Annotated in this window: 21 protein-coding genes; 3 read left to right on the top strand and 18 right to left on the bottom strand. The window is 57.2% G+C overall.

What is annotated here, in order from left to right; all coding sequences use genetic code 11:
• Positions 1-147 precede the first annotated feature (147 nt).
• The 17 genes from KJS55_RS04765 to proS all read right to left on the bottom strand — a co-directional run bounded on the left by KJS55_RS04765 (position 148) and on the right by proS (position 11,311).
• Positions 148-333, bottom strand: coding sequence for a type Z 30S ribosomal protein S14 (locus tag KJS55_RS04765; protein WP_187028156.1), 186 nt, complete (start codon positions 331-333; stop codon positions 148-150).
• Between the two features lie 14 nt (positions 334-347).
• Entirely contained in the window at positions 348-887 is a 540-nt protein-coding gene (gene rplE / locus KJS55_RS04770) for a 50S ribosomal protein L5 (protein WP_187028155.1), read from the bottom strand.
• A gap of 17 nt (positions 888-904) precedes the next feature.
• Entirely contained in the window at positions 905-1,216 is a 312-nt protein-coding gene (gene rplX, locus KJS55_RS04775) for a 50S ribosomal protein L24 (RefSeq protein ID WP_187028154.1), read from the bottom strand.
• A gap of 13 nt (positions 1,217-1,229) precedes the next feature.
• Complete coding sequence (gene rplN / locus KJS55_RS04780; protein WP_187028153.1) at positions 1,230-1,598, bottom strand: 50S ribosomal protein L14; 369 nt, start codon at positions 1,596-1,598, stop codon at positions 1,230-1,232.
• 14 nt (positions 1,599-1,612) lie between these two features.
• On the bottom strand, positions 1,613-1,879 hold the full coding sequence (gene rpsQ / locus KJS55_RS04785; RefSeq protein ID WP_091127917.1) for a 30S ribosomal protein S17: 267 nt from the start codon (positions 1,877-1,879) through the stop codon (positions 1,613-1,615).
• Between the two features lie 14 nt (positions 1,880-1,893).
• Positions 1,894-2,097, bottom strand: coding sequence for a 50S ribosomal protein L29 (gene rpmC / locus KJS55_RS04790; RefSeq protein ID WP_187028152.1), 204 nt, complete (start codon positions 2,095-2,097; stop codon positions 1,894-1,896).
• 1 nt (position 2,098) lies between these two features.
• A complete protein-coding gene (gene rplP / locus KJS55_RS04795; protein WP_187028151.1) occupies positions 2,099-2,521 on the bottom strand; it encodes a 50S ribosomal protein L16 in 423 nt (140 codons plus the stop codon).
• The gene (rpsC, locus tag KJS55_RS04800; RefSeq protein WP_213542809.1) at positions 2,521-3,417 is read right to left on the bottom strand and encodes a 30S ribosomal protein S3; all 897 of its coding nucleotides are present in this window, start codon (positions 3,415-3,417) and stop codon (positions 2,521-2,523) included. Before rpsC ends, rplP begins: the two co-directional genes overlap by 1 nt.
• A 16-nt stretch (positions 3,418-3,433) precedes the next feature.
• On the bottom strand, positions 3,434-3,778 hold the full coding sequence (gene rplV / locus KJS55_RS04805) for a 50S ribosomal protein L22 (RefSeq protein WP_187028149.1): 345 nt from the start codon (positions 3,776-3,778) through the stop codon (positions 3,434-3,436).
• A 19-nt stretch (positions 3,779-3,797) separates the two neighbouring features.
• Complete coding sequence (gene rpsS, locus KJS55_RS04810; protein WP_187028148.1) at positions 3,798-4,058, bottom strand: 30S ribosomal protein S19; 261 nt, start codon at positions 4,056-4,058, stop codon at positions 3,798-3,800.
• 15 nt (positions 4,059-4,073) lie between these two features.
• Entirely contained in the window at positions 4,074-4,907 is an 834-nt protein-coding gene (rplB, locus tag KJS55_RS04815) for a 50S ribosomal protein L2 (protein WP_187028147.1), read from the bottom strand.
• Between the two features lie 23 nt (positions 4,908-4,930).
• Positions 4,931-5,227 (bottom strand): 50S ribosomal protein L23, encoded by a 297-nt coding sequence (gene rplW / locus KJS55_RS04820; RefSeq protein WP_187028146.1) that lies wholly within the window; start codon positions 5,225-5,227, stop codon positions 4,931-4,933.
• A complete protein-coding gene (gene rplD, locus KJS55_RS04825) occupies positions 5,227-5,850 on the bottom strand; it encodes a 50S ribosomal protein L4 (protein ID WP_187028145.1) in 624 nt (207 codons plus the stop codon). The genes rplW and rplD overlap by 1 nt, the downstream gene beginning before the upstream one ends.
• A gap of 18 nt (positions 5,851-5,868) precedes the next feature.
• Positions 5,869-6,588 carry a 50S ribosomal protein L3 gene (gene rplC / locus KJS55_RS04830; RefSeq protein WP_187028144.1) on the bottom strand — a complete coding sequence of 240 codons (720 nt, stop codon included), beginning with the start codon at positions 6,586-6,588 and terminating at the stop codon, positions 5,869-5,871.
• 267 nt (positions 6,589-6,855) lie between these two features.
• On the bottom strand, positions 6,856-7,167 hold the full coding sequence (gene rpsJ / locus KJS55_RS04835; protein ID WP_187028143.1) for a 30S ribosomal protein S10: 312 nt from the start codon (positions 7,165-7,167) through the stop codon (positions 6,856-6,858).
• 467 nt (positions 7,168-7,634) lie between these two features.
• Positions 7,635-9,695, bottom strand: coding sequence for an S-layer homology domain-containing protein (locus KJS55_RS04840; protein ID WP_213542810.1), 2,061 nt, complete (start codon positions 9,693-9,695; stop codon positions 7,635-7,637).
• Between the two features lie 176 nt (positions 9,696-9,871).
• A complete protein-coding gene (gene proS / locus KJS55_RS04845; RefSeq protein ID WP_187028140.1) occupies positions 9,872-11,311 on the bottom strand; it encodes a proline--tRNA ligase in 1,440 nt (479 codons plus the stop codon).
• Between the two features lie 212 nt (positions 11,312-11,523).
• Between proS and KJS55_RS04850 the strand changes: the two genes are divergently transcribed.
• The 3 genes from KJS55_RS04850 (at position 11,524) to KJS55_RS04860 (ending at position 13,786) form a co-directional block, all read left to right on the top strand.
• A complete protein-coding gene (locus KJS55_RS04850; RefSeq protein ID WP_213542811.1) occupies positions 11,524-12,375 on the top strand; it encodes an arginase family protein in 852 nt (283 codons plus the stop codon).
• Positions 12,376-12,550: 175 nt separating this feature from the next.
• The gene (locus tag KJS55_RS04855) at positions 12,551-13,066 is read left to right on the top strand and encodes a M48 family metallopeptidase (RefSeq protein WP_213543648.1); all 516 of its coding nucleotides are present in this window, start codon (positions 12,551-12,553) and stop codon (positions 13,064-13,066) included.
• A gap of 15 nt (positions 13,067-13,081) precedes the next feature.
• Positions 13,082-13,786 (top strand): IMP cyclohydrolase, encoded by a 705-nt coding sequence (locus KJS55_RS04860; RefSeq protein WP_213542812.1) that lies wholly within the window; start codon positions 13,082-13,084, stop codon positions 13,784-13,786.
• Positions 13,787-13,832: 46 nt separating this feature from the next.
• Here KJS55_RS04860 and KJS55_RS04865 read toward each other — a convergent pair whose 3' ends face one another.
• The gene (locus KJS55_RS04865; protein ID WP_187028137.1) at positions 13,833-14,213 is read right to left on the bottom strand and encodes a zinc ribbon domain-containing protein; all 381 of its coding nucleotides are present in this window, start codon (positions 14,211-14,213) and stop codon (positions 13,833-13,835) included.
• Positions 14,214-14,310: the final 97 nt, after the last annotated feature.

Here is a 14,310-nt window from a genome sequence, read left to right on the forward strand (position 1 = left end):
ATCAGCCGCTCCGGCAGCGAGGTATCATGGCGAATGGAGTCCCCGCTTGCACGGAGCACCCAATTCGTCATGACCTTTCGCCATCCGTTATGCCAGGACCCCCATATCAAAGGCCCCTGGTTACAAAGAAGTTAATTGCGCGGCTCCTTAGAAGGAGGCCTTGCGCACGCCGGGGATTTCGCCCTTGTAGGCCAGCTCCCGGAAGCAGATACGGCACACGCCGTAATCACGCAGATATGCGTGGGGACGACCGCAGAGCTTGCAGCGATTGTACTTGCGGGTGGAGAACTTCGCTTCGCGCTGCTGCTTGAGAATCATTGATTTCTTAGCCATTCTTCTCCTCCTCCTTAGCGGGCGAAGGGAGCGCCGACCTGCTCCAGCAGGGCGCGGGCCTCTTCGTCGGTCTGCGCGGTGGTGCAGATCACCACATCCATACCGCGGATCTTGTCGATCTTGTCGTACTCAATCTCGGGGAAGATCAGCTGCTCCTTGATGCCCAGGGCATAGTTGCCGCGGCCGTCGAAGGAGTTGGGGTTGATGCCCTGGAAATCGCGGACGCGGGGCAGAGCCACATTGAACAGGCGGTCCAGGAACTCCCACATCTTGTCGCCCCGCAGAGTGACCTTGGCGCCGATAGGCATCTCCTCACGGAGCTTGAAGTTAGCGATGGACTTGCGGGCGCGGGTAATCACGGGCTTTTGACCGGTGATCTTGCCGAGATCGCCTGTCACGTTCTCCAGCACCTTGGCATTCTCGCGGGCTTCGCCGCAGCCAACGTTCACGACAACCTTGTCGATCTTGGGAATCTGCATCACACTCTTATAGCCGAACTGCTTCATCAGGGCGGGAGCGACTTCGGCGGTGTACTTTTCTTTCAGTCTTGCCATTTGTCAGCTCTCCTTTCTCACAGCTCGGCACCGCAGTGCTTGCACACGCGGGTCTTCTTGCCGCCCTCAATCTTATGAGCGATACGGGTGCCCTTGGAGCACTTGGGGCAGACTACCTGCACCTTGCAGGCGGCGATGGCAGCCTCACGCTTCATGATGCCGCCCTCCTCGCCCTGACGGCGGGGCTTGACGTGGCAGGTCACCATGTTGATGCCCTCCACAACCACCTTCAAGGAGCCGGGAACGGTGCCCAGCACCTTGCCCTGCTTGCCCTTGTCCTTACCGGACAGGACGACAACCGTGTCGCCCTTCTTTACATTCATAGCCATTCTGCTGCCCTCCTCAAATCACTTCGGGGGCGAGAGACAGGATCTTCATATAATCCTTGTCACGCAGCTCGCGCGCCACAGGCCCAAAGATACGAGTGCCTCTGGGATTCTTGTCGTCCTTAATCAGGACGGCGGCGTTGTCGTCAAAGCGGACATAGGTGCCGTCGTTGCGGCGGACACCCTTGGCGCTGCGGACGATCACGGCCTTCACGACCTCGCCCTTTTTCACAGTGCCGCCGGGAGTGGACTTGCGGACAGAGGCAACGATCACATCGCCGATGTTGCCGAACTTCCGGCTGGAGCCACCCAGGACCCGGATGCACTTGATCTCTTTGGCGCCGGTATTATCGGCAACCTTCAGAAAAGTTTCCTGCTGAATCATACTACGGCACCTCCTTACTTCGCCTTTTCGATGATCTCAACCACGCGCCAGCGCTTGTCCTTGCTGAGCGGACGGGTCTCCATCACCTTGACTTTGTCGCCGATGCCGCAGGCGTTCTGCTCGTCATGAGCCTTCAGCTTGTACGTACGGCCGACAATCTTCTTATACAGAGGATGGGCGACGCGGTCCTCGATGGCGACGACCACAGTCTTGTCCATCTTGTCGGAAACAACCTTGCCAACGCGGGTCTTCCGGGAGGAAGTTCTCTTTTCTTCGTTCATTCTCGTTTCCCTCCTTACTGCTTGTTGTCAGCCGCGGAGAGCTCCGCCAGCACGGTCTTGACTCGGGCAATGTCGTGCTTGGTCTCCCGGATCTTCACGGGGTTATCCAGCTGATTGGTGGCATGCTGCATGCGAAGATAGAACAAATCCTTCTTCAGTCCAGCCAGCTTCTCATTCAGCTGCTCAGGGGTCATCTTACGGATCTCACTTGCCTTCATCTCACTCACCTGCTTCCTCGGTGCGGGCGATCACCTTCGTCTTGATGGGCAGCTTGTGGCTGGCCAGACGAAGCGCCTCGCGGGCAACTTCTTCGGACACGCCGGCGATCTCAAACATGACACGGCCGGGCTTGACGACGGCAACCCAGAACTCAGGAGAACCCTTACCGGAACCCATGCGGGTCTCAGCGGGCTTCTTGGTCACGGGCTTGTCGGGGAAAATCTTGATCCAGACCTGACCGCCACGCTTGGTGTAGCGGGTCATGGCGATACGGGCCGCCTCAATCTGGTTGCTGGTAATCCAGGCAGGCTCGGTGGCTACCAAGCCATACTCGCCGTAAGCCAGGGTATTGCCGCGGGTGGCCTTACCGGTCATGCGTCCGCGGTGGACACGGCGATATTTGACTCTCTTCGGCAGAAGCATTACTGGGCTCCTCCTTCCTTAGCAGGTGCCGCAGGCGCCGCAGCAGCAGCGGGGCGGCTGGGATTGGTGGTGCGGTTGAAGCCGCCCTGGGGCCGGCCCTGGCCACCACGGTTGAAACCACCCTGACGGTCACGGTTAAAGCCGCCGCCCTGACGGCGATCACCGCCAAAGCCACCGCGACGGTCGCCATCCCGGCGGGGGCGGCGCTCACGACGCTCCTGATAGGGCTTGGAGGTGTCCATCGTACGGGGGGTGGTGCGCAGGGTCTGGCTGAGGACCTCGCCCTTGTAGATCCACACCTTCACGCCGATGCGGCCAAAGGTGGTGGCAGCCTCTGCGAAGCCGTACTCAATGTCGGCGCGGATGGTCTGCAGGGGGATGGTGCCCTCGTGATAGTGCTCCACGCCGGCGATCTCCCGTCCGCCCAGACGGCCGGAGCAGCAGACCTTGATGCCCTTGGCTCCAGCGCGCATAGCGCGGGCCATGGCATTCTTCATGGCGCGGCGGTGAGAGATACGCTTTTCCAACTGCTGAGCGATATTCTCCGCCACCAGCTGGGCGTTCATGTCGGGGTTACGAACCTCGACGATGTTCAGCTTCACCTTCTTGCCGATGAGCTTCTCAACGGCAAGGCGATACTGCTCGATCTGCTCGCCGCCCTTGCCGATGACCATGCCGGGGCGGGCGCAGTGCAGGAAAATAGTGACCACGTCGCTGCTGCGCTCGATCTCAATCTTGGGAACGCCGGCACCGTACAGGGCCTTTTTCAGGTACTTACGGATCTTCTGATCCTCGACGATCAGATCACCGACCTTCTCTTCACTGGCATACCAACGGGAATCCCAGTCTTTGATGACGCCCACACGCAGGCCGTGGGGATTAACTTTCTGTCCCATAAACTGCTCTCCTCCCTTATGCCTTCTCCGTCACGGCCAGGGTGACGTGAGACGTGCGCTTGTTGATGCGATAGGCGCGGCCCTGAGCCCGAGGCATCATCCGCTTGAGGATGGGGCCGGGGGTGGCGAAGACCTCAGAGACCACCAGCTTGCTGGGGTCCATCTGGAAATTGTTCTCCGCGTTGGCGCAGGCAGACTTCAGCAGCTTCATCAGGGGCTCGGAGGCAGACTTGTGGGTCTGCATCAGAATCGCCATGGCGGTGCCGGCATCCTTGCCGCGGATCAGGTCGCAGACAATCTGGACCTTCCGGGGAGAGATGCGGACATAGCGCAGATAGGCTTTTGCAACTTTATTTTCCATGTTCAGCATCCTCCTTCAATCAGTCCTTCCGGTGTCCGCGGAAGGTCCGGGTGGGCGCGAACTCGCCCAGCTTGTGGCCCACCATGTCCTCCTGGATGTAGACGGGCACATGCTTGCGGCCGTCATGCACAGCAATGGTGTGGCCGACAAAGGCGGGGAAGATGGTGGAGCTGCGGCTCCAGGTCTTCAGCACCTTCTTCTCGTTCTTCTCGTTCATTTCCTCGACCCGCTTGAGGAGCTCCGGGGCAACATACGGGCCTTTTTTTACAGATCTGCTCATATTGACTTGCCTCCTTTACTTCTCGTTGCGGCGCTTGACGATAAACTTATTGGTGGGGTTCTTGCCCTTGCGGGTCTTGTAGCCCAGAGCGGGCTTGCCCCAGGGTGTCACAGGACCGGGACGGCCGACAGGCGCGCGGCCCTCGCCGCCGCCGTGGGGGTGGTCGTTGGGGTTCATGACAGAGCCGCGGACCGTGGGACGCCAACCCATGTGGCGCTTCCGGCCGGCCTTGCCGATGTTGATGTTCTCGTGCTCGATGTTGCCCACCTGACCAATGGTGGCGTAGCAGTTGGTACGCACAATGCGGACCTCGCCGGAGGGCATCCGGATCTGAGCGTCGCCGCCTTCCTTCGCCATGAGCTGAGCGGAGGTGCCGGCGGAGCGCACCAGCTGGGCGCCGTTGCCGGGATGAAGCTCAATATTGTGGATCACAGTGCCCACGGGGATGTTGGCGATGGGCAGGGCGTTTCCGGGCAGGATGTCGGCGTCGGGACCGGTCATAATCTTGTGGCCGGCCTTGAGGCCCACGGGAGCCAGGATATAGCGCTTCTCGCCGTCCTCATACTGGATCAGGGCAATGTTGGCAGAGCGGTTGGGATCATACTCCAGGCGCAGCACGGTGGCAGAACCCATCTTGTCGCGCTTGAAGTCGATGATGCGGTACTTGCGCTTGTTGCCGCCGCCGCGGTGGCGGACGGTGATACGGCCATAGCTGTTGCGGCCGGAGCTCTTCTTCAGAGGCTCGGTCAGGCTGGGCTCGGGCTTGGCCTTTTTGTCGATGCCGTCGAAACCGGAGACTGTCATCTGACGTCTGGAGGGAGTCGTCGGCTTAAAGGTTTTGATAGACATATCGCTTTACTCTCCTTCCGTTATCAGACCATGCCTTCAAAGAATTCGATGGTCTTGGAGTCAGCGGCCAGCTGGACATAGGCCTTCTTCCAGCCCCGGGTCATGCCGGGGCGGCCGGCGCCCATGCGCTTTTGCTTGCCGGGCACGTTCATGGTGTTGACGGAGGCGACCTTCACGCCGAAAATCTCCTCAACAGCCTTTTTGATTTCAACCTTGCCTGCGTCCTTGGCAACCTCAAACACGTACTTCTTGTCGGCAGCGCCGGACATCGCACGCTCAGTGATGATAGGACGGATGATGATGTCGTATGCGGTAGCCATTACGCGTACACCTCCTCGATTTTGGCGAGGGCGGCCTGATCCACAACCAGGTACTGGGCGTTGATGATGTCATAGACATTCAGCTGCACAGCGGGGGTGGTCAGCACGCCGGGAATGTTCCGGGCGCTCTTGACGATGACCGTGTCAACGGCGGGGGTCACAACCAGGGCCTTGCCATCCACCTTGACGGCGTCCAGGAACTTACGGAAGTCAGCGGTCTTGATGGCGTCCAGCTTGATGGTGTCGATCACCACCAGCTTACCCTCGGCCGCCTTGGCGGAGAGGACGGACTTAAGCGCCAAACGCTTGACCTTCTTGTTCAGCACATAGCTGTAATCCCGGGGCTTGGGGGCAAAAACGATACCGCCGTGGGTCCACTGGGGAGCCCGGGTAGAACCCTGACGGGCGTGGCCGGTGCCCTTCTGACGCCAGGGCTTCTTGCCGCCGCCGGAGACCTCGGCGCGGGTTAGAGCGCTCTGGGTGCCCTGTCTGCGGTTTGCGAGGTGATTTTTAACAACCTCATGCACAACGACGGAGTTGGGCTCGATGCCGAAGATAGCGTCGCTGAGTTCCACGGTACCGACTTCTGCGCCGGCCATGTTCAAAACTTTGATAGAAGACATTCTTTAAGCACCCCTTTCTTACTTGTTTCTGGCGGAGGCCTTCTGCGGGTTGCGGCCGGAGGCCTTCTGCGGGTTCTTGCTGATGTCGGCGCCAGCCTGCTTGACCTTGTGGACCTTGACAGTGCTCTTGATGGTCACAAGACCGCCCTTGGGGCCGGGAATCGCGCCGCAGACCACCAGCATGTTCAGCTCGGGGTCCACCTTGACAATCTCCAGGTTCTGCACAGTCACCTGCTCAACGCCCATGTGACCCGCGCCATCGCGCCCCTTCATAATGCGGCCGGGAGTCGTGCCCGCGCCCAGGGAACCCTGATGGCGGTGGACGGGGCCGCCGCCGTGGGTGTTGCGCTTCACCGCGGCGCCGTGGCGCTTGACAACGCCCTGGTAGCCGTGGCCCTTGCTCACACCGGTCACATCCACAAAGTCGCCGGCCTTGAAAGTGTCAGCCTTGACCAGGTCGCCGATATTCAGCTCGGCGGCATTTTCCAGGTTGAACTCCCGCAGGTGCTTCTTCGGGGAAACGCCGGCCTTGTTCAGGTGGCCCATCTCAGGCTTGGTGAGCTTGCGCTCGGCCACATCCTCGAAGCCCAGCTGAACGGCCTCATAGCCCTCTTTTTCAGCGGCTTTCTTCTGCACGACCACGCAGGGACCCGCCTCGATGACTGTGACGGGGATCACATGGCCGTTCTCGTCAAAAATCTGGGACATGCCCACTTTTTTGCCGATGATCGCTTTCATGTATATTCCTCCTTAAAGGTTATTGGTCGGCTTAGATACATTCGGGTTGGGTCCCGGAGGCATTGCTCTGCCGACATGACCCGTCTGCCTCGCAAGACGGCAGACATGGACAGCAAACTCGTCAACGCAAACTCCGTATCACGCGCCTCGGCCTGCGGCCAAAACTCGCTCACTTCGCTGCATTTCCTCTTTATCAAAACGCACCCGCTTTGCCGGGCCGCGTTTTGAAACACAGGGAATCAAAGGATTGTGTCTGGGATCTTAAGATCACAGCTTGATCTCGATCTCCACACCAGCGGGCAGCTCCAGGGCCATCAGTGCCTCCACAGTCTTGGGAGAGGACTTGGTGATGTCGATGAGGCGCTTGTGGGTACGGCGCTCAAACTGCTCACGGCTGTCCTTATACTTATGGACGGCCCGCAGGATGGTGACAACCTCCTTCTTGGTGGGCAGAGGGATGGGGCCGGAGACCTCAGCGCCGGTGCGCTTAGCAGTCTCGACGATCTTCTCTGCGCTCTGGTCAATGACCTGGTGATCGTAGGCCTTCAGCCGGATGCGGATCATTTCTTTTTGTGCCATGGTGTTTTCCTCCTGATTTCGTAGGTAGTTTTACGAAGTCTCGACAACCTACGGCGAGAGAATTTTTCTATACGCTGAACCGTGCGTATCATTCCAGCTCACGAAAAATACCGGCGCATAAAACGGCCGGTATCAGACATGGCGTAGCGATCTACGCGACGTACAGATTCCTTCTCAGCCGCCCGATGATCGGACATACTCCCCGGAAGTTACCTCTTTCGAGCAATCTCCCGGTTCATCGCAGTGCTGCATGGGCATGGCATGGCCTTTCCACGCGAGCTTAATTATCATAAAAGAAATTCCCACCAATGTCAAGAGAAATTTCTCCGTTTTTTATAAAATTATGCAGATTTTTTTGGAAAGGCGGGCAACCGTGCAAAATTGGTTTCCTCCACCCCTTCAAAGGGCGAAAAAAGAAGGGCCGGAGCACCCGCTCCGGCCCTTCCCTGGCCGTTCTCTTCTCTCACTCAGCCAAGCGCCTGGGCAAATCGCTGGAGCATCACCGCGAACTGAGCCCGAGTGGCTCCGTCCCGGGGATTCAGCATACCCTGGGTGGTGCCGGTGATTATCCCGTTCATGGTCATCCAGCAGAGGGGCTCATAGGCGTATTCGCTGACCGCCTCCGCATCCGGGTAGTCCAGGGGGAAGGTCCACGCGCCAGTAAATCCCTGGCCCTGATTCTGGGCATAGCGGTAAAGCATGGCAGCCAGCTGCTGGCGGCTCACCGCGCCGCCGGGGGTCGTGCCGTCGGAAATCCCGCTTTCCGTTGCCCAGGCCGCCGCCTGAGCCATATCCGCCGGACTGCTGCCAGAGAACCGTGCCAGTATCATCCATACCTGCTGCCGGGTCACTGCCCCCTCCGGGGTGAAGATACTTTCCAAGGTACCGCTCATGTAGCCGCTCTCCATGGCCCAGCGGATCGCGTCATTTGCCCAGTAGTCCTCCGGCACGTCGGCAAAAGGCCGGGGCCCCGCCTCCTCCCGGAATCGGACGGTGATGGTGACCCGGCCCGCAGGCTGCTGGTACGTATGGGTACCGTCGCCGTTGTCAGTTACCTCCACCGCACCGGAACGGCTGGTGACGATGAGCTCTGAGAGCTCATAGCCGGGGTTGGGGGTGACGGTGAGTATCACTGTGTCTCCCGCAGAGGGGGTTCGGGGAGAGGTCCTTACAGTACCGCCTCTACCCGTGTTGATGCTGGGGGCGTAGCTGGGTTCGCTGTCACCAGAGCTGTCGCCCATGTCCGGGGTGGGGTCCGGCGTCAGCACAACAGTGCTGCCTTGCAGCGTGTAGGTGGCGGAGGCCTCCTCACTGACGAGATTATTTTTAACAGCGATGGCTTTTATGGTGGTGGTTGCCGTAATCGAAATTGCGCCATTGTACAGGGTGCCGGATGTAGTCGGTCCGGTTCCGTCAGTGGTATAGTAGATTTTTGTACCGTCACTTCCCGTATGTTCGCCTGCGCTGATGATGGCAGACAGGGTGCCTGTAAAGGCCTGGCTTGCAGGACTGAATGTAGGTTTCTCGGGAGCAACGGCATCTGCCCACGCTGAAAGATTTGTTGTAAGGCCCGGGGCATTGGGGTTATCTTTAACACCATCACTGATGGTAAGCCCCTGCGCCTCCAGAAAATCAAACGCCTGAGTGGCGGTGTCGCTAGCCGCCAAGGGCATCAAATTGGATAGAGACGTTACACTCCTGCTTGCTGCTCCGCTCGCTCGGGCACAGTTCATAAGGAATACCGCAATCTGCACACTAGATGCGGCGGCATAGGGATGAAATGCGGCTGGCGTTTCATTGTAACCTTGTACAATACCAGCTTTTGTAAAAAATTGAATTGCCGTTTTCTGCTCCGGCGTACAGTCACTGATGTCTGCATAATCTATTTCTGAGCCAGCTTCAGCTTTTGCTTGCAGGACAGGGCTGTCTTTATACTTTTCATAGGTTTCCATGAGCATTTCCAACCGGGTAGTACCCGTCTGCCAACGATTCATTCCGCTGCTGGCATATCTACTTATAAGGGTAGATACTTGTTGTTCTGTAATCGTTTCGGTAGGGTTAAACTTCTCGTCCTGCGTTCCGGTGATAATCCCTGCGGCGGAAAGGGCTTGGATGGCAGGGGCATACCAGTCGCCAATATGCACATCATCAAAAACAACCGTTGACGCAGTTTCGTTGCTCTTGCATCCGGTGGCTCGCCAAAGAACCACCGCCACCTCGGCACGGGTTACTGTTTTACTCGGGCTGAATGTATCAGCGGAGGTGCCGCTGATAATTCCGGCGTTGGCCAGAGCATTGATAGCATTTTTTTGATCCTCAGTACAGTTGTCAATATCGTTAAACCCAGCCTCAGTTGTGTCGTCAACAATCAGCATTTTGAGCGAATCATTTGTATAAATCTTCTCCGCCAGCCCAGCCCGGGTAATTGGATCGTTATCTGCGGCTAAAGTCACTGTGGGCAGCAGTCCCACTAAAAATACCGCCGCCAGCACACCGCTTAGGCGCGCTCTCCATGTTGACTTTCTCATCGTCGTCAAACCTCCTTACTCTCCGTTGGCTTGGCAACGGAGAGAGGGCACGTGCCCTCGATTTTTTTGAGCTCCGCTGTATGGAGCTTTCTTCTTCCTTATTCTACCGGAAAGTCCGATAAAAAACAAGAGATTTTTTTGACTGTGTGTTTCCGCTGGCACAACCGGCAATTTCTTCAATAAGCCACGCCCCAGTAAATATCTGTGGTGCACTTCTTACCGCACACCGGGCACACGCCCTCGGTGCCGCTCTGCTCCAGCGGCATGCACCGGGAGCTAACGCCAGCCTGCTCCTTCATGGCCAGCTCGCACGCCAAAGAGCCGCACCACTTGGAGCGGAGGAAGCCGCCCTTGCCGCTGGTCACCGCCTTGGCCTCGGCGGGAGAGGTGATGTCAAAGGTGTTCTCCTCCCGGTTTTTCAGGGCCATGGCGTACATGTTGTCATGGACCGCGTCTAGGAGTTTCTTCACCGTCTCCTCCAGCTCCGCCAAGGGGACGAATACCTTCTCGCCGGTGTCCCGCCGGGCGATGACGCACTGCTCCTTCTCCATGTCCTTGGGGCCGATCTCCACCCGCAGGGGCACGCCCTTCATCTCATACTCCGCATACTTCCAGCCGGGGGAGTTGTCGGACTCATCCATCTTGGTCCGGACGCCCGCCGCCTGTAAGCGGTCCCGCAGGGATGCGGCCGCGTCCAAAACGCCGGCCTTGTGTTGTGCCACAGGGATCACGATGGCCTGGATGGGCGCCACCCGGGGAGGCAGTACCAGGCCGTTGTCATCGCCGTGGGTCATGATGATGCCGCCGATCATCCGGGTGCTAACCCCCCAGCTGGTCTGGTGGGGGTGGTGGGGCTGGTTGTCCTTACCGGCAAAGGTGATGTCAAAGGCTTTGGCAAAACCGTCTCCGAAATAGTGGCTGGTGCCGGCCTGGAGGGCCTTGTGGTCATGCATCATGCACTCCACGGTGTAGGTCTCCTCGGCGCCGTTGAACTTCTCTTTCTCTGTCTTGCGGCCCCGGATCACCGGCATGGCCAGCACATTTTCCATGAAGTCTGCATAGACGTTCAGCATCCGCATCGTCTCTTCCCGTGCGTCAGCCTCAGTGGCGTGCATGGTGTGGCCCTCCTGCCACAAAAACTCCCGGTGGCGCAGGAAGGGGCGGGAAGTCTTCTCCCACCGCAGCACGCTGCACCACTGGTTATACAGCTTGGGCAGGTCCCGCCAGGAGTGGATGATGTTGGCGTAGTGCTCGCAGAACAGAGTCTCCGAGGTGGGGCGGATGCAAAGGCGGTCCTCCAGTTTCTCGCTGCCGCCCATAGTCACCCAAGCGCATTCCGGGGCGAAGCCCTCCACATGGTCCTTCTCCTTTTGCAGGAGGCTCTCCGGGATCAGCACCGGCAGATATACATTCTCGTGCCCGGTCTTTTTGAACTCGTCATCCAGAATCCGCTGGATATTCTCCCAAATGGCGTAGCCATAGGGACGATAGATAAACATCCCCTTGACGGAGGTGTAGTCGATCAGCTCCGCCTTCTTGCACACGTCTGTATACCACTGGGCGAAGTCCACGTCCCGGGGGGTGATGGCGTCCACCTGTCTCTTATCCTGTGCCATAGCTTCCATTCCTTTACTTCATGCCGCCGAAGCCGCAGTTTTCATTGAATGTTCATTGTATCGACTTTCTCAAGCTTTGTCAACCGGTATCCACCTGTCTCCCTTTTTACATTTGGACTGATGGGTTCTAACTCCGTCGATTTCACTATGAATTGAATCAAGCAGAAAAATATGGTAGAGTAAAATCAGAATTACGGAGGTGTCAAATTACAATGAAAACAATTAGGCTTTTATATCCTGACCATGTTAGCGGTGGGCTTGATACATATTATTTTGGCGCCAATCTACTGCAATATATATTACCTCAGAATCCGAATCAACCCGTTGTGAAAGTGGATATTATCCCACCTAACAGCAAAGAGAAAACTGTTACAAATGGAATATACGCTGAGGAAGAAGTTTTGTCAGGAATCAGAGACGCACAGGAAAAGATCTCTAAACAAACCCCCGATAGGATCATCACCATTGGAGGTAACTGTATGGTGTCTCTTGCACCATTTGATTACCTGCATGGCAAATACAAAAACGTCGGTATTATCTGGATTGATGCACATCCAGATGTATCAACTTTGAATGATGGATATCCGAATGCTCATGCAATGGTGCTTGGTAGTCTTTTAGGTCATGGAGCTGCACAACTGACGAAAGAAATCAAGAATTCCCTATTCAAGCCAGATGAGATTTTCTATATCGGACTTCAACCGCTCCATGCTTATCAAGAAAAATACCTGAATGATATGGGTGTGAAGTACAAGGTGCAGGATCAGACATTTGTGTCCAGCTCAGAAATCAAGTCTTTTATAGGTCGATTTGACCATATTCTCATACATTTTGATATAGATGTATTAGATGAACATTTTTTCCACTCGACCTATTTTGCAAACTCGGAATTAGTTGGCGATGGAGCTGGCGGTGGGAAGATGACGATCGAGAAGTTGTCGGAAATACTGCGTTTGATTACGGAAAATACGGATGTTGTTGGTTTCACAGTAGCTGAGTATCTTCCATTTGATGAACACAGACTGCATAAGATGTTCGCTGAAATCAATCTGTTCATCGACTGACAAATTCAGTTAGTCGGGATGTTCGCATAAAGGAGTGCCTCCCTTCATCAAAGTAGCGGAGGGAGGTTGTTTATTGACTAAATCAGTCCAAAGGGTAAAAGGGCGCCACCCGTTCGCACCTTCCAGGGAAACGGAACTCTTGTATTTTTTAACCGGACGTGGTATCGTGGATTATATGGAACAGTATGAACTCATTCGCTCCCAGCGCAGGACCTTGTCCCTGGAGATCACACCAGAGTGCCGTGTGCTGGTCCGGGCCCCGGCGCGGCTGCCCCGGGAGGCCATCGACGACTTTGTTCTCCGCCACGCGGACTGGATTTCCAGACATCTGAAGCGTCAGCGCCGGCGGCAGCTCTCCGTGCCGCCTCCGCCCACACCGGAGGAAATCGCCTCCCTCAAGGAAAAGGCCCTGGAAGTTCTGCCTGGTAAGGTGGCTCACTGGAGCCAATTGATGGGGGTAACTCCCGCCGGCATCAAAATCACCGCCGCCCGAAAGCGGTACGGCAGCTGCAGCGGAAAAAACAGCCTGTGCTTTTCCTGCTTCCTGATGCGCTGTCCGGAGGAGGCCGTGGACCTGGTGGTGGTCCACGAGCTGTGCCACATCCTGGAAAAAAATCACGGTCCCCGCTTTTACGCGCTGTTAGAGCGGGTGCTTCCGGACTACCGAGAGCGGAAGAAACTGCTGCAATAAAAAGGAGGCTTTCCAATGGAAACACAACTTCTCCCCGCCCTGCTGCGGGCCAATCCCTACCCCGGCCGGGGCATTCTCCTGGGCCGAAGTGCCGACGGTCAGAGCGCCGTGGCGGCCTATTTCATCATGGGCCGAAGCGAAAACTCCAGAAACCGGGTTTTCGTGGAGACAGAGGACGGCATCCGTACCCAGGCTCACGACCCCTCCAGGATGACAGACCCCAGTCTGATCATCTACCATCCCGTCCGGCAGGTGGGTCGGGGGCTGGTGGTCACAAACGGTGATCAAACCGACACGATCCGGGACTATCTCCTGGCGGGCCGCACCTTTGCCGAGGCCCTGCGCAGCCGGGAGTTTGAACCAGACGCACCCAACTATACGCCCCGAATCTCCGGTCTTCTCTCCCCGGACGGCAGTTTTCAGCTCTCCATCCTGAAAAGTGCCGATGGGGACCCCAGCTGCTGCCTGCGCCACTTCTATCTCTATGACAATCCCCTTCCCGGCGAGGGCCGCTTCCTCCACACCTATCAGGGGGACGGCACTCCCCTGCCCTCCTTTGAGGGCGAGCCGGTGCGCACGGCTCTGACGTTCCCGGACCCGGAGTCCCTGGCCGATGAGCTGTGGGAGGCTTTGCATCCAGAGAACAAGGTCGCGCTGTTCGTGCGGTATATTCGCCTGGAAGATGGTACATACCAACAGGTCCTGCGCAACAAATATTAAAAAATCCGCTGCCGGAGGTCCGGCAGCGGATTTTTCACGCACAGATTTACTCCCCCATTGGGGCGCCGCATTGGGGGCAGAATTTACTATCAGACCTGGCTCCGCAGATCGGGCAGGTCTTCTCCGCGCTCTCCGCGGCTGTCACAGGCTCTGTCTCCCTATTGGCGGCTTTCGCGGCCTCCAGTTCGGCAATTTTGGCCTTGGAAGCAACCACCGCCTCTACCAGATCCCGAACAGCGGCGGGAATCTCACCCTCGTATTCATTGACAAACCATTCACCGATGGTGCGGTAATTCTTATCAATCTCCCGCTGTTCACCGGCAATAGCAACCGTGATCTTCGTCAGCTCCGCGGCATCCTTGGCCTTATCTGCAGCCACAGCTGCCACGTCCTTTGCCTTCCTGGTCAAGTCATCAAAAAAAGCCATATGGAAAATCCCCTTTCAAATTACGGCCTTACGCCGCTTTTGTATGATGGAAACCGTGGATAGCTCTCTTTATTAGTATAGTCCAACCCGCGAAAAA

Origin of the sequence: Pusillibacter faecalis (assembly GCF_018408705.1) — a bacterium.
Classification (GTDB): Bacteria; Bacillota; Clostridia; order Oscillospirales; family Oscillospiraceae; genus Oscillibacter; species Oscillibacter faecalis.

What these genes read in the sequence shown, in the direction of transcription:
- rplE (WP_187028155.1), bottom strand. Translation starts at nt 887, where the DNA reads ATGGCAAGACTGAAAGAAAAGTACACCGCCGAAGTCGCTCCCGCCCTG.
- rpsQ (WP_091127917.1), bottom strand. Translation starts at nt 1,879, where the DNA reads ATGAACGAAGAAAAGAGAACTTCCTCCCGGAAGACCCGCGTTGGCAAG.
- rplV (WP_187028149.1), bottom strand. Translation starts at nt 3,778, where the DNA reads ATGGAAAATAAAGTTGCAAAAGCCTATCTGCGCTATGTCCGCATCTCT.
- rpmC (WP_187028152.1), bottom strand. Translation starts at nt 2,097, where the DNA reads ATGAAGGCAAGTGAGATCCGTAAGATGACCCCTGAGCAGCTGAATGAG.
- KJS55_RS04860 (WP_213542812.1), top strand. Translation starts at nt 13,082, where the DNA reads ATGGAAACACAACTTCTCCCCGCCCTGCTGCGGGCCAATCCCTACCCC.
- rplC (WP_187028144.1), bottom strand. Translation starts at nt 6,588, where the DNA reads ATGAAAGCGATCATCGGCAAAAAAGTGGGCATGTCCCAGATTTTTGAC.
- rplN (WP_187028153.1), bottom strand. Translation starts at nt 1,598, where the DNA reads ATGATTCAGCAGGAAACTTTTCTGAAGGTTGCCGATAATACCGGCGCC.
- rplP (WP_187028151.1), bottom strand. Translation starts at nt 2,521, where the DNA reads ATGCTTCTGCCGAAGAGAGTCAAATATCGCCGTGTCCACCGCGGACGC.
- rplB (WP_187028147.1), bottom strand. Translation starts at nt 4,907, where the DNA reads ATGTCTATCAAAACCTTTAAGCCGACGACTCCCTCCAGACGTCAGATG.
- KJS55_RS04865 (WP_187028137.1), bottom strand. Translation starts at nt 14,213, where the DNA reads ATGGCTTTTTTTGATGACTTGACCAGGAAGGCAAAGGACGTGGCAGCT.
- rpsC (WP_213542809.1), bottom strand. Translation starts at nt 3,417, where the DNA reads ATGGGACAGAAAGTTAATCCCCACGGCCTGCGTGTGGGCGTCATCAAA.
- rpsJ (WP_187028143.1), bottom strand. Translation starts at nt 7,167, where the DNA reads ATGGCACAAAAAGAAATGATCCGCATCCGGCTGAAGGCCTACGATCAC.
- rplW (WP_187028146.1), bottom strand. Translation starts at nt 5,227, where the DNA reads ATGGCTACCGCATACGACATCATCATCCGTCCTATCATCACTGAGCGT.
- proS (WP_187028140.1), bottom strand. Translation starts at nt 11,311, where the DNA reads ATGGCACAGGATAAGAGACAGGTGGACGCCATCACCCCCCGGGACGTG.
- KJS55_RS04855 (WP_213543648.1), top strand. Translation starts at nt 12,551, where the DNA reads ATGGAACAGTATGAACTCATTCGCTCCCAGCGCAGGACCTTGTCCCTG.
- rplX (WP_187028154.1), bottom strand. Translation starts at nt 1,216, where the DNA reads ATGGCTATGAATGTAAAGAAGGGCGACACGGTTGTCGTCCTGTCCGGT.
- KJS55_RS04850 (WP_213542811.1), top strand. Translation starts at nt 11,524, where the DNA reads ATGAAAACAATTAGGCTTTTATATCCTGACCATGTTAGCGGTGGGCTT.
- KJS55_RS04765 (WP_187028156.1), bottom strand. Translation starts at nt 333, where the DNA reads ATGGCTAAGAAATCAATGATTCTCAAGCAGCAGCGCGAAGCGAAGTTC.
- rplD (WP_187028145.1), bottom strand. Translation starts at nt 5,850, where the DNA reads ATGTCTTCTATCAAAGTTTTGAACATGGCCGGCGCAGAAGTCGGTACC.
- rpsS (WP_187028148.1), bottom strand. Translation starts at nt 4,058, where the DNA reads ATGAGCAGATCTGTAAAAAAAGGCCCGTATGTTGCCCCGGAGCTCCTC.
- KJS55_RS04840 (WP_213542810.1), bottom strand. Translation starts at nt 9,695, where the DNA reads ATGAGAAAGTCAACATGGAGAGCGCGCCTAAGCGGTGTGCTGGCGGCG.